The organism is Bradyrhizobium sp. NBAIM08 (assembly GCF_020193935.1).
Lineage (GTDB): Bacteria > Pseudomonadota > Alphaproteobacteria > Rhizobiales > Xanthobacteraceae > Bradyrhizobium > Bradyrhizobium yuanmingense.
The window spans coordinates 704,592-716,975 of record NZ_JADYVR010000002.1; the positions used below are offsets into that span (position 1 = coordinate 704,592).

General features: G+C 61.5%; 11 protein-coding genes, 1 tRNA gene and 1 pseudogene. 3 read left to right on the forward strand and 10 right to left on the reverse strand.

The genetic code is table 11. The features are described 5' to 3' along the window. Window positions 1–21 precede the first annotated feature (21 nt). Window positions 22–588 (forward strand): invasion associated locus B family protein, encoded by a 567-nt coding sequence (locus I6F37_RS09565; protein WP_036001398.1) that lies wholly within the window; start codon window positions 22–24, stop codon window positions 586–588. A 10-nt stretch (window positions 589–598) separates the two neighbouring features. On the opposite strand, the gene I6F37_RS09570 is transcribed toward I6F37_RS09565, so the two are convergent. After that, complete coding sequence (locus I6F37_RS09570; protein ID WP_036001227.1) at window positions 599–961, reverse strand: DUF1428 domain-containing protein; 363 nt, start codon at window positions 959–961, stop codon at window positions 599–601. A gap of 302 nt (window positions 962–1,263) precedes the next feature. Between I6F37_RS09570 and I6F37_RS09575 the strand changes: the two genes are divergently transcribed. Continuing rightward, window positions 1,264–3,012 carry a site-specific integrase gene (locus I6F37_RS09575; protein ID WP_225151040.1) on the forward strand — a complete coding sequence of 583 codons (1,749 nt, stop codon included), beginning with the start codon at window positions 1,264–1,266 and terminating at the stop codon, window positions 3,010–3,012. A gap of 16 nt (window positions 3,013–3,028) precedes the next feature. On the opposite strand, the gene I6F37_RS09580 is transcribed toward I6F37_RS09575, so the two are convergent. The 8 genes and pseudogenes from I6F37_RS09580 to I6F37_RS09615 form a co-directional block, all read right to left on the reverse strand. Beyond that, the gene (locus I6F37_RS09580) at window positions 3,029–4,306 is read right to left on the reverse strand and encodes a HEPN domain-containing protein (protein WP_225151041.1); all 1,278 of its coding nucleotides are present in this window, start codon (window positions 4,304–4,306) and stop codon (window positions 3,029–3,031) included. Between the two features lie 81 nt (window positions 4,307–4,387). Then, the gene (locus tag I6F37_RS09585; protein WP_225151167.1) at window positions 4,388–4,594 is read right to left on the reverse strand and encodes a hypothetical protein; all 207 of its coding nucleotides are present in this window, start codon (window positions 4,592–4,594) and stop codon (window positions 4,388–4,390) included. A 140-nt stretch (window positions 4,595–4,734) separates the two neighbouring features. Continuing rightward, window positions 4,735–5,253: pseudogene (locus I6F37_RS45890) on the reverse strand (phage portal protein); the annotation flags it as partial. 395 nt (window positions 5,254–5,648) lie between these two features. Further along, window positions 5,649–5,722: transfer RNA gene (locus tag I6F37_RS09595), tRNA-Gln, on the reverse strand. 158 nt (window positions 5,723–5,880) lie between these two features. Further along, a complete protein-coding gene (locus I6F37_RS09600; protein WP_036001228.1) occupies window positions 5,881–6,783 on the reverse strand; it encodes a ribonuclease Z in 903 nt (300 codons plus the stop codon). A gap of 52 nt (window positions 6,784–6,835) precedes the next feature. After that, a complete protein-coding gene (locus tag I6F37_RS09605) occupies window positions 6,836–7,819 on the reverse strand; it encodes an antibiotic biosynthesis monooxygenase (protein WP_036001231.1) in 984 nt (327 codons plus the stop codon). Window positions 7,820–7,834: 15 nt separating this feature from the next. Next, window positions 7,835–9,232, reverse strand: coding sequence for a guanine deaminase (gene guaD, locus I6F37_RS09610; protein WP_036001234.1), 1,398 nt, complete (start codon window positions 9,230–9,232; stop codon window positions 7,835–7,837). A gap of 15 nt (window positions 9,233–9,247) precedes the next feature. After that, window positions 9,248–10,465, reverse strand: coding sequence for a multidrug effflux MFS transporter (locus I6F37_RS09615; RefSeq protein WP_036001237.1), 1,218 nt, complete (start codon window positions 10,463–10,465; stop codon window positions 9,248–9,250). A gap of 509 nt (window positions 10,466–10,974) precedes the next feature. Between I6F37_RS09615 and I6F37_RS09620 the strand changes: the two genes are divergently transcribed. After that, window positions 10,975–11,559: a DUF1349 domain-containing protein gene (locus I6F37_RS09620; protein WP_036001240.1), complete on the forward strand. Its 585-nt coding sequence runs from the start codon at window positions 10,975–10,977 to the stop codon at window positions 11,557–11,559. Window positions 11,560–11,623: 64 nt separating this feature from the next. On the opposite strand, the gene I6F37_RS09625 is transcribed toward I6F37_RS09620, so the two are convergent. Next, window positions 11,624–12,226 (reverse strand): TetR/AcrR family transcriptional regulator, encoded by a 603-nt coding sequence (locus tag I6F37_RS09625; RefSeq protein ID WP_036001244.1) that lies wholly within the window; start codon window positions 12,224–12,226, stop codon window positions 11,624–11,626. Window positions 12,227–12,384: the final 158 nt, after the last annotated feature.

Sequence of the window (12,384 nt, forward strand, 5' to 3'; positions counted from 1 at the left end):
GGTTCGCAAATGCGGTTTCCCATGCCTGTGCAATCCAGACTTGTCGCCCTTGTCGCTGCTGTCCTGTTGTCAGCGGGCGCAGCACACGCCCAGCAGGGCGCCAAGAAGAACGCCGCGCCCGCCCCGGCCGCGCAGCCCGCGCCTGCCCCGACACAGGCGCAGGCTGACGGTGCTTCCGGACAGCCCGGCTGGATCGTCCGCTGCACCAGCGCAAACCGCGACGCGCCGCTCGAATGCGCGATGGAGCAGAACGCGGTGCTGACCAAGACGGGCCAGACCGTCGTCCTGATCAACATCCGCATCGCGCCCGACACCCGCACGCCGATCGCGCTTCTGCAATTGCCGCTCGGCCTCAACCTTCCGGTCGGGGCCAAGCTCCAGATCGACGAAGGCAAGACGTTCGATCTCCAGATCCAGACCTGCGAGAATCGCGGCTGCTACGCCTCGACCCCGGTTGCGCCGGACCTGCTCGCCGCCTTGCGGTCGGGCAAGCAGCTGAAGGTCTCTTTTCAGAACATGGCCAAGGAGACCATCGCGATCCCGATGCCGCTCGGCGATTTCGCGGCGGCCTACGACAAGATCAAGTAGCAGGCACGCCTCACGTCACGATGTCACTCGCCCGAAGCAGCGTCGTGAAGCCGCCATAGATCATGCGCTTGCCGTCGAACGGCATGCCCTCGAACTTGATGCGCGGGTCCGCCATCACCTTCTTGTTGATGGCATCGCGGCTCTCGCGGTCCCGATAGACGATCCAGGCGAACACCACGACCTCGTCCTCCTTCGCGATCACAGCGCGCGGAAACGAGGTGAGCTCGCCATAGGGAACGTCGTCGCCGATGCATTCGACGTAGTCGAGCGCGCCGTGCTCCATCCAGATGGCGCAGGCTTGCGTCGCCAGCGCCTTGTAGGCCTCGATATTGTCCTTCGGCACGGCGAGAACGAAACCATCGACATAGGGCATTTGTGGATCTCCTTGGGTTGTCCAGCCCAAGGACGATACAGCGCGCGGCGATCCGACTTGGAAACGCAAATACTAGGTGAGGCAAACCGTCGCGAGCAACGAGGCAGCCCATCAACCTGCCTGCCATCCTGCCCAGGACCGGAACCATACCTTGGGAAAGCGCCCGGAACTGGCTGGGGAACCTGGAGGAAATTCCGTTCTTCCTAAATTATTGACGCGCCATATCTTTTTGTTTTTGCTGTCTAAAACGAGCACATGTGATACGTCGGGGTGTTACGTCACGACCACCCCGGAGATTCCCATTGAGCGTTTCGACCAACGTTGTTCGGCGGCCTGGAAGCCGAAATTATTACGTCCGGGTAGCCGTGCCGCGCGATCTCCAGGTGAGAATGGGCAAGCCTGGAAAGCCCCGCAAAGAGCTTTGGAAGAGTCTCAACACGTCGGACGCTCGCGAGGCCCGCCGGTTGTCCAGGCCGGTCCTGGACGAATGGGAGAACATGTTCGCCGAGCTGCGTCGGCCGAAGCAGTTGACCGAGGCCGAGCTTCAAGATGCGATCTGGCGCCGCTATCTGGAGCTGATCACGACCGATGAGAAGTTCCGGCAATCCCTCCCCACTAACGACGACCTGGACGCGATCTGGAAATACCTGGAGGACGAATTCGGCGAGCAGAGCATATCGGCCTATCGCATCTATGAGGAACTGCGGGACCGGTTCGATAACAACCAGCGTGAGCGCGCCGCACGCCTCGCACAAATGAAAGCCGACGCCGCCCGCGGCGAGACCAAGCTGATTGCGGACGTAGTTGAGCAGGTGATCGAGGCCCGCCGGCTGGGCATCGATCCGGGCACGCCCGAATACCGGAAGCTCGCCCATGGGCTTCAGCGCGCAGAGCTGGAGGGGTTGGCGCGCACGGTCGAGCGCGACCAGGGCGACTTCTCTGGCGCGCCTAAAGACAAGGTGGTGCAACAGCCCACCGTGTTTGATCCGCCCAAGGGCGAGCAGATCCTGGAGCTATTCGATCGCTACGCACGAGAGAAACCCGGTCGGGTTTCCGCCGACACCTGGCAGTCAAATCGCAAGGTGGTTGCCCTCTTTGACGACTTCGTCGGCGGCAAAGCCCACATATCGACCTTCAACCGAAAAAACGTCCGGGAGTGGAAGGACAAACTGTTCGAATGGCCGGTGAAGGCGATCGAGGCGCGGGAGTTTCGTGGCCTGTCCTTCCGGGACGTGATCGAGCGGAACAAGGTCGTGGGCAAGCCAGTGATCCAGCACAAGACAATCAACCGCTACCTCGCGGCCCTGGGTGGCTTCTGTAGCTGGCTGCTTGCCAATGACTACGTCCGCGAGGATGTCATGCTCGGAATGTATCTGGAGGTCGATCGCAAGAAAAAGACGGTGCTGCCCTACACTGAGACCCAGCTAAAGACGATCTTTGGTTCTCCCCTCTTCCACCGCTGCGCCGGCGAGAAGCTGGAGCATCAGGCCGGCGACGTCGAGATTCGCGACTGGCGTTACTGGATTCCGCTAATCGCGATCTATTCGGGCGCGCGGCTCGGTGAGATTTGCCAGTTGATGGTCGCCGACGTGCGGCAACTGCATGGGGTGTGGATTTTCCATATCACCGAGGAAGGCGCTGGCGGCAAGTCGACCAAGACGGAAGGATCGATGCGCGTTGTGCCGATACATTCAAAGCTGATCGAGCTGGGCTTCCTGAAGTTCCACGCGCGCATGAAGGCGTTTGGAGACCGGCTATTCCCGGAGATCAAGGCGGACGCTCGCGGATACATCAGCGGCAAGCCGTCAACGTTCTTCAATGACTATTTCCGCACGATCGGCGTAAAGTCGGATCGATCGAACAACTTCCATAGCTTCCGCCACAACGTTGCAGACGCCTTCCGCGCGGCCGGTTACCTGGATGAGCAGCATGCTGTGTTGCTGGGGCACACCAAGGCAAGCACCACGGGACGTTATGGTGTCCTGCCGGAAGGGCCGCTTCGAGATCGCGTGGCAATGATTGAGGCCGTGTCGTTCGCAGGTCTAGATTAAGTCATTCACCATAGAGCTATTTGCCCCTCAACAGATCAACCTCACGTTGGATGACGCGGTTGCAAATATCTCGGAGCTTGCCAGACAGCAGGCGCTCTTTAAAATTTAGATTTGCCTTCCCGCGATGAACAATCTGCGAGCGAACTGCATAGATCTCATCGAACTCTTTCAAAAGAGTGCGACGCTCATCGTGAGTTTTCCCGATAAGGTAGGCACATCGGTTTCGAAGCAACTGACCAAGTCCGATTACATCGGATGTTGCCTTGTCACCAAGCAAGACCTCCAAGACAACCATGGACTGAACGTAGCTAAGTCGGCGGTCTTGCACTCCATAGCTCTCAAACAACCACTCCGCACCCAACAGAATTGTCTCTGCCTTCTCACCGGCCGAAAAAACCGCTTTCAGCTCATCGAGAATGAGTTTTACTAATGCAACCTTTCGTTCTTCGCTGGCACTCGAGAACATCTCGTTAGGCTCGATTTCCGCAAGCAAGCGCGATGGATCTCTGTCGAGGTCGATCTTTGCGTGGATTGTCCACGCATCGCCCTCATTCTTATGGACAAAGAAAGAACGCGTGGGCGGCGATCCGTGGACCACGTTCGCCACTTTCACTAGCCGCAGCGCCAAAGCTAGGCCGAGAAAGGATTTCAGAACACGCTCAGCCTGGATTGCAGGCGATGAGCCACCATAAGGGCCAATAAAGCCCTCCGTATCAATTTGAAGATAGACTGCGTTCTCTATGTAGCTCTCCTCCTCCGGCCCGAACAGCAAACTGGGCCGATGGATGCTCTCATGCCTCTTCTTGTCCGTATGATTTAAAGGGTATTTGCCAGAGAAGTCCTTCGTGGCTTTGACCAGTCGCAAGTTTGGTCCAAGCGATTCGTCCACGACGACGCTTCCCAAAAGGTCGGACACGTCTTTTGGGAGGGCGATGGATAACGCGTATCGCCACGGAAGGGAGTCAAAAGCATTTATCAGTCGTGTTGCATTCGCTGTGGCATCCTCGAAGCCGACTATCTCGCTGAGCTTTTTCGAATCGTCCGTATACTCCTCGATCGCCAGTTCATACTGCAACAAATCAAAGATAAAGGTCATTGCCGGGAAGTCGGCATCAATGTAACGAGCGAGCCTTTCCCGAAGAGGCCCGTGGCCCGGCAGCGCTTCATCTAGCTTGATAAGAGCTACTCGATTTCTGCTAGTAAGGAACTTACCATGGAGCACCTCCACGCTGGGCAGCACTTCGCCTAGAGTAGCGATCAATCGCGCTTTCAGCTTTTCATTTAAGTCGAGCATCTCGAATCCCCCGCGCAATCTAAGCGCGAGGGACGATTTTGGGCAATAGAAACGGCGCGGGTCGTCACCTAGTCTTGCTTATCAGACGCCCTCGAAAAGCGTCTCTCCCGGCAACCGGATGTAGTTTTTGAACTCCGTTTCGTTGCCGATCGCCGCCGCTACCATTGCATGGGCGATGACGCCCACACATGTAGCACGATCGGCGTCCCCGGCCTTATAGGTGTCGAGGACGTTTTCCAGGAACTCGTCGACCGCGGCGTGATCGGCTTTCTCTGGCTTAAAGGACATACTGATGTCTCTCCATTGCCTCCAGAGAAAGGAAACCCCTCCTGGCGGGAGACACACCAGGAAGGGCGTTCGTTGCGTTGCGTCGTGCTGCGGAGCGTGGCCTGCCACGCGGCCTTGGCCTTGCCAAGCGCGTCGGGCGTAACGGTGCCCTTCAAGCTGAGAACGCCGGAAGGCCTAGCGCCATTGCCGAACAGTCGGGAGGCATGACGTTCCAGGACAAGCGCAAGCGCGATGATCTCGCGACCTTCGCCGACAAGGCCCTTGCGTGCATCGTAGGCCGGCGTCGGAATATGGATCAGGTCCGCACCGTCGATCTGCCGGCCATTCAGTTTGTAGGTCGGTTCTACGTCGCTGGTATCGACGGCAACAGATTGGGTTTGTGGGTCGAGCCGGATCAATTCAGCGGGCTTGCCACCGTCAACGCGATTGATGAGCGCAAAGCCTCCGTGTGGCTGCAACAGCGCGTCGGCCATGACCTGGGTGCGAAACAACGCGGCGGGCGCAAAGCTATTCGGCGCGTCGTGCAAGAGCTTATAGAGCGGATGGTCGGTGGCCTTCTCTTTGCCGCCGTCCGGAAGCTTCTTGTAAACGTGAATCGGGAGTGAGCCGGCCGCTTCGGAGATCGAGCGGACTGCGCACGCAACGGGCGCGCACGTCATAGCGCTATGGGGTGTGACGGTCACACCAGCGAGCGTTGAGGTCGCGCCGAACAGGTCGAAATAGAATCCGCTGCCGTCAGCGAGGCTGGGCGCGGCTTTGGTCTCGATACCGAGAAGAGATTTGAGGCGGGACGCGAAAGACAAACGAGCACGACACAGGGCTGGCCCGCCGGTTAGGCGAGCGAGGGGACGGTTTCTGTGTGTGCTTCGGTGGGAAGACTGCGCGATCGAAAATTGCGCAAATCCGCCTTAGATCGACATAAGCTTACGCCAGGAATTGGAGCGAAATTATGGCAGATTCGCTGACGTAACGTTACGGTGGTCTGTTACGAGATGTTACGATTTTTGAGGCTTGCGGCGCGCTAACTTATTGATTTAGTTGACCTTAGCGCCAATGGCTGGGGAACCTGGATTCGAACCAAGACAAACAGAGTCAGAGTCTGTTGTGCTACCGTTACACCATTCCCCAACGGAATAGTCGAACAAATTCAAAGGCCTGCTTGATTTGTTCGACTGTGGCCGGGAAGCGCATCGCGCTAATCGCGGCTCAGGCGTGGCAGCCTTCTACCCGCTCGCATCTGGGCTGGCAAGCGCTGCGGTGGACGGATCGGGTCAGGGCGCGTTTGATCAGACGACGATGTGGTCGAAGTCTGCGGCGATCCGGGTGTTCGGGAAGATTTTTGCCGCCTCGGCGAGAATCTCTGCGTCTTCGTAGCGTCCCGACATATGCGTCAGCACGAGCTGTCCGACCTCGTTCGCGGCGGCAAAGGAGGCCGCTTCTGCCGCGGTGAGATGGCCGTAATTCCGCGCGGTCGGCGCGTCGCGATCGAGGAACGTCGCCTCGATCACCAGCATGTCGGCGCCGGCCACGTATTGCGACAATCCATCGGTGGTCTCGGTGTCGCCGATCACGACGAGCTTGCTGCCGCCGCTCGGCGGACCGAGGACGTCTTCCGGATCGATAGTTCGGTCGGCAAGCACGATCGGTCGGCCGGCGGCCAACTCGCCGCGCAACGGACCGTCGGGGACACCCAGCGCGATGAGGCGATCAGGCCGCAGATGACGGCGCGCGGGGCTTTGGAAGATGAAGCCGAAGCTGTCGGTGTCGCGGTGGCGCACCGGAAAACAGTCAACGGCGAATTCACCGGTATCGATAGCTCGTCCCTCGGTCAGCGCTTCGAACTGGACGGCGATCGGCGCCCTGCCCGCGCCCCACAGGCCGGCGAGCATGCGGGTGACGAGGTCGAGCGTGCCCGCGCCGCCGTGAACGGTCATTATCGCGGACGTCTGCCGCAAGCCGAGCGTCGAGAATAATCCGGGGATGCCGAGCACGTGGTCGAGATGGGCGTGGGTGAGCAGGACGCGGTCGAGCCGCCGGAAGCCGGCGCCGCTGCGCAGCAGCTGGCGCTGCGTGCCCTCGCCGCAATCGACCAGGACGCGCTTGCCTGCGGCTTCCACAAGGAGTGCCGGATGGTTGCGCTCCGCCGAGGGAACGCTCGCCGATGTCCCGAGAAACGTCAGGGCGAACATGGTCGTCGATGTCCAGCGACCGTCCTTCTCCGCGTCGATACGGTTGACGGTCTCACCGTCCCCAATGCCACGCGAGCAGCAGCGCGTACAGGCCCATCGACCCGGCATAGAGCACGGCGAGCAGCACGTACCCCGCGATCTGGCGACTGATCGTCGCCTTCGGCGTCACCCACCAGTCGAGCGCCTTGAAGGCGGCGGGCACCAGCCACCAGCCGAGCAGCTGCGTGCTGACGAGATTGCCGATGAACAGCGACAGCCAGACCGGCACGCCGTTTCTGTCGATCAGGGGCGCGCTGATGAAAGTACCCCAGAGGTAGACCACGGGATAAAGCACCAGGAGAACGATCAGGTTGCTCTTCCAGATGAAACCGGGCCCTTGCTCGGGAGCCTGCGTCTTGCCGGCCGGGAACCAGAAATTGAAGCCGTAGCTCGCCCGTTTCACGTTCATGCCGGCGTTGAAGCGCGCGCCCTCCTTCAGCAGCGTCTGCCGCAACGGCGAGTCGAGCCAGGCATTGAGATTGGCATCGCTGTCGAAAGACAGGATGATGATCCATTCGTCATGCAGGCCCGGAATCGGCCGCTCGACCTTGTGCCGCAGAAATCCCTTGAACTCGGCCTCCGCTGCCTGGATGCGCTGCTGCCATTTCAGGAAGGCGTCCTCGAGTCCATCAGGGACTTTGAATGAGATGACGGCCGAGACCGCGCTGTCGCGCGGGACGCCGGTGTCGGGCAGGATATGGACGTCCTCCGAACCGACGAAGAAGCGCTGCACCTCCGCGATCAACTTCGCCCGCACCTCGCTCTGCAGCCAGGCACGTGCCGCAGCCGGGCTCGCGAAACGCAGGATCGTCACCCAGTCCACATGCGCCGGCGGTTGCGGCGGCACCACTTCAAGGCTGAGGAAGCCTGGCCAGGCCTTGAGCACCTCGCCGACCTCACCGTTCCACCGGGCGAACGCAGCAAAGCCGTCGTCGGCGATGCGGCGCTGAATGACAAGAGCGACCGGCTGGCCGGTTGTTTCAGGAGATGCGCTCATTGGCAGCGGTCCGCCTCAGCCTTTCTTGTAGAGCCGCTTGCCCATCACCCAGGTCTCGTCGACGCAGCGATCGTCGCCGACCATCATGATGGCGAACAGCATGCTCGCGGCCTCGTCCATCGTGCGCGGGCCGGCGCCGTCGGCGATCAGCGATTGATGCCACGCTTGCGCGACCTGCCCGCCGTTCGGATCGAGCGCGACGAAATCGGCCTCCTTGCCCGGCTCGAAGTTGCCGAGCTTGTCGTCGATGTAGAGGCCTTCGGCGCCGCCGAGCGTGATCGACCAGAAACCGCGATAGGGCGAGAGCTTGTTGCGCTCGGCTTCCGCGAGGTCCTTGCGCGCGGGATCGATGCTGCCGTCGAGCAGCGTGTTGTTGCACATGCCGACCTTGTAGGCGTCGTCGAGCACGGAGATCATCGAGAAGCGGTTGCCGCCGCCGACATCGGTGCCGAACGACATCTTGACGCGATGCTCGGGATCGGTGGCGCGGCCGAGGCGGAACAGGCCACTGCCGAGGAACAGATTCGAGCACGGGCAGAACACCACCGCCGCGCCCTTCTTCGACATGCGGCGGAACTCGTTGTTGGAGAGATAGACGCCGTGGCCGCCGGAGAATTTCGGACCGACCAGGTCGAACTTCTCGTAGACACCGAGATAATCCTGGCAGTCCGGATGCTCGACCAGCACGCCGCTGCATTCGGCCGGATTCTCGGAGATATGGGTGTTGACCCAGCAGTCCGGATGCTCGTGCTTGAGACGCTGACACGCTCTCAGCAATTCCGGCGAGGCACCAAAGGCGAAGCGCGGCGTGATGGCGTAGAGATTGCGGCCCTTGTTGTGGTACTGCGCGATCAGCCGCTTGCTGTCGCGATAGAAATTTTCCGGCGTATCGATGAAATCGGCCGGCGCGTTGCGATCGATCCCGGTGAGGCCCGCGATGACGCGCATTTTGCGCCTGCTCGCTTCCTCGAACAACTCCTCGGTCGAAACAGGCGAGGAGCTCGTGAAGGCTTGGCAGGTGGTGGTGCCTGAGGCGAGCAGCGCATCGAGGAAACGCTTCACGCCCTCGCGCGCGTAGTCGCGATCCCGGTATTTGAGCTCTTCCGGGTAGACCCATTTCTGCAGCCACGGCAGGAGCTGCTCACCATAGGCCCCTAACACGCGCGTCTGCGGCAGATGGATGTGGCCGTCGATGAAGCCGGGAACGATGATGCGGTCCTTGATGTGGGTGACCTCGACGCCCGGATGGGCGGCGGCAATCTTGTCATAAGGACCGAACGCCTTGATCACGCCGTCAGTGACGACCATGAGACCATCCTGGTGAAAGCGCGCGGCGGCCGGCTCGTTGCCGACGTGCTTCCAGGGATCGTCGACGAAATCGAAGAACGTGCCGCGAATTCCGACCGTGGTCATGATTTGGTTCCTTATTTAACTGTGTGTCGCTTGGCGCGCCGACGGCAGCGAGATCGCGAGCAGCGTCCCCGCAATGGCGCAGAGCCCGAGATAAAGCCATCCGATCGGCGCCTGTGTCGCTTCGGGCAACACCGCCGTGATCGCCATGGCACCGCTCACGGCGAGATAGCAGAGCGCGCTGATGAGGCCGCCAACCAGGCCATGGTCGCGTTCGAACAGGCCAAGCGCCATGCCGTACATCATCGGGCACAGCACGCCGCAGCCGCCGAGCACCAGCGCGCCGCCGATCGTGATCGACGTAAAATCCAGACCTAGGGTCATGCCCGTTACGCTCAGGACCGCAGAGCCGGCGAGGAACAGCGCGAAGGCGCCGAAGCCCAGCAAGCGCGCCGGCATGACGCGCGCGAAATGCGCGCAGCCGAGCTCGCCGGCGAGATTGACCCCGCCAAGCCCGAGTGCGACGAGGCCGTAGATGGCCGCCGAATAGCCGAGACCGGTCTGGTAGAAGAACGGCGCGACGACGCCGAACGCCAGCTGCGCGCTGGCCGCCGCGGCAAACACCAGCACGAAGGCGAGGAAGCCCGGGCGGACCAGCGCATCGCGCAAAATACCGGCAGTGCGGCGCGGATCGAATGGCGCGCGCCGCTCTGCCGGCAATGTTTCGGGCAGAAGAAATGCGACGATCGCGGCGACGATCGCCGCGGCGACGGCAATGACGACGAAGACGCCGCGCCACGAGGTCAGCTCGACGATGAAGCCACCGGCTGCCGGCGCCAGCACCGGCGCAAGGCCCCAGGCGGCACCCAACAAGCCGGAGATCGCGGTGAGCTCGCGGCCGCGGAAACAATCGGCTGCGACCGCATAGGCGACGACGAGACAAGTGCAGCCGCCGATGCCTTGCAGGAAGCGCAAGCCGAGCAGCAGCGAGGCGCTGGTGGCCATCGCACAGGCGATGCTCATCGCGATCAGGACCGACAGGCCTGCGAGCAGCACGTTGCGGCGGCCGAGAGTGTCCGAGGCGATACCGACCGGCACCAGCGCCAGAGACATGCCGAGCATGTAAGCGGTGACGGTGTTCTGCATCGACGCCGCGTCAGCTGCGAGATCCACCACCATCTGCGGCAGGCCCGGCGTATAGGCATCGAGCGGAATCTGGCTGAACGGCACGACGCACAACAGGATCGGCACGATCCCACTCCTGGCGCGACCGGCGTCCGAAGCAAGTGCAGTCATGGCTTACGCCCCCTCGATGCCCGCAGGCCCCATCTTTTCGTGCGCGCAATGAGACACGATGCAGGTTGCGGATATTCACGCACGGAACGTGCCAGAACTGTATGTAAAAACTCTTAGGAGTTCCCGTATCGATACGGTTCGCGGCGCTGGATGATCAGGCTCCGGGCACAGTCAAACAAAAATGCGAAAACAACCCCATGCACAGTACGAATCATTGAAGAATTTCGCGCCGCATGGTGCGGGTCCTGCCGGCGAGGGCCGTTTGACACGTCGGGCAGAACAGGCGCAAAGTTGCATGATCGCCGATCGTGAATCCGCAACTCGCGCCGACGCCGTTAACCGGTCGGAAGCCATGGCTGCTATCAAACGTGAGCCGGCCTCGACATCGGCACCACTGTCGATGGCGCGAGGCTGAACTCTATGCACGCGCCCGATCGCAGTTTGCACGAGGCCATGCTTGTCCGGCAGATGGATCGAGCCACGGCAGGCATCGGCAATCGAGGTTGGAAATGACTCTCCTCAGAAGTGACGGCGTGTGGTTGAACGAACCGAAACGATGGACGGCAGAGGACGATCGCCTCCAGGTCGTGACGGACAAAGGCACCGATTTCTGGCGAGAAACCCACTACGGCTTTTATCGTGACAGCGGGCATTTCCTGGGCTTTCCAACCGGCGAGGCATTCACCGCCAGCTTACGTGTACAGGGCGACTTCCAGGCGCTCTACGATCAGGCGGGCATCATGGTGCGCATCGACGCGCGACATTGGGTCAAGGCCGGCATCGAACTGTCGGACGGCCGCGCCATGCTTGCAAGCGTGCTAACCGACGGGCGATCGGACTGGGCAACGGCACCCTATGAGCATGATGCCGGAGACTTCTGGGTCCGCGCAACCGTCGCCGACGGCGTCCTTCGTCTACAAGTCTCGGCCGATGGCAAGACCTGGCCTCTCATGCGGCTAGCGCCGTTTCCGGCAGCAAGCTCCTATCTTGTGGGCCCGATGGCCTGCACGCCCGAGCGAGCGGGACTGGAAGTCGTGTTCTCGAACTTTCGTCTGACACCGCCGCTTGGAAAGGACCTTCACGACCTGAGCTAAGCGGCCTTGCGATCTATCGCGCTCCCGAGCGGGCAGATCGTCGTTCAGCGCAGGCCACTCGTCTCTACCCCCTGGCCGACTGCGCTTCCACCGCCTGCACGGCGACATCAGCGACCTGCCGCAGCGCTTCACGATCGGCGCCTGAAGACGCCATCACGCCCATGCCGACCGCCACCGCCGAGACATAGCGCGCGAGCGCGGCCGGATCGGCGCTCTCCTTGAGATCGCCCTCCGCCTTGGCCCGGACGAAACGGTCGCGGAGCTGGTCCTCGTTCTGGGCGCGGCGGGCGGCGAGCTCGAAGGGGACGTTTTCTGAGCCGGTGCCGCAGGCGATGCCGCCCTGCACGAGCAGGCAGCCGGGCGGATTGGCGGGATCGGTCTGCTTGTCGGCGATGCCCATCAGCATCCGCTCCGCCACCTGGCGAGCGGTGGGCGCTGCGACCACCTCGTCCATCCAGATGTTGCGCAGCGTGGTGTAGCGGTCGAGCGCAGCCTTCAGCAGGCCTTCCTTGTTGCCGAAGCAGGCGTAGAGACTGGGCGGATTGATGCCCATGGCCTCCGTGAGCTGGGCAATGGTCGCGCCCTCATAGCCATGGCGCCAAAACACTTCCATCGCCTGGTCCAACGCCGTTTCGGCGTCGAATTCGCGGGGGCGTCCCATGCCCATGTGCCTGTCTCCTCGGATTCGGCGTGCTGTCTCAGCCTAACGCCGGATCCTATCTATTTGTTCTAGCTTTCTTTTTCTTGTGTCTTCCAATCGTCGCGGTATCGGCGTACAATTTTCTTAGTGATTGGTACATAAGTATCTTGCACTGCGGTATCCAG